Source organism: Peribacillus sp. SIMBA_075 (genome assembly GCF_046534585.1).
The window spans coordinates 1-267 of record NZ_JAWRYN010000736.1 but is presented as its reverse complement, the minus strand read 5'-3'; the positions used below and the strand labels follow the sequence as shown (position 1 = coordinate 267).

The following is a 267-nucleotide window of genomic DNA, read 5'->3' as shown; positions in this document are numbered from 1 at the left end:
CCTTATTTGAAAGAATCGAGCGAATCAACGAGCTTGTATCAGGTATTTCGAAAGATACTAAACCGAATGGACAATCCAGTAGATAAGAATTCATTAGCTAAGTTAATGTCTGAGATGACAGATAAGCCCAATGATATTCAGCCTTTTACGGATTACGCTATGCGTTCAAGTGGAAGTGATATGTCGATTAATATTATGCAAACCATATACGATTTCCAGCAAAACTCTAGTGATACAAATGTAATTAATGAGCTAGGGCAAATGGCA

1 pseudogene is annotated in these 267 nt (G+C 36.3%); it reads left to right on the top strand.

Annotated elements, in window-relative coordinates:
• A pseudogene (locus SB775_RS30160) lies at positions 1 to 267 on the top strand (hypothetical protein); the annotation flags it as partial.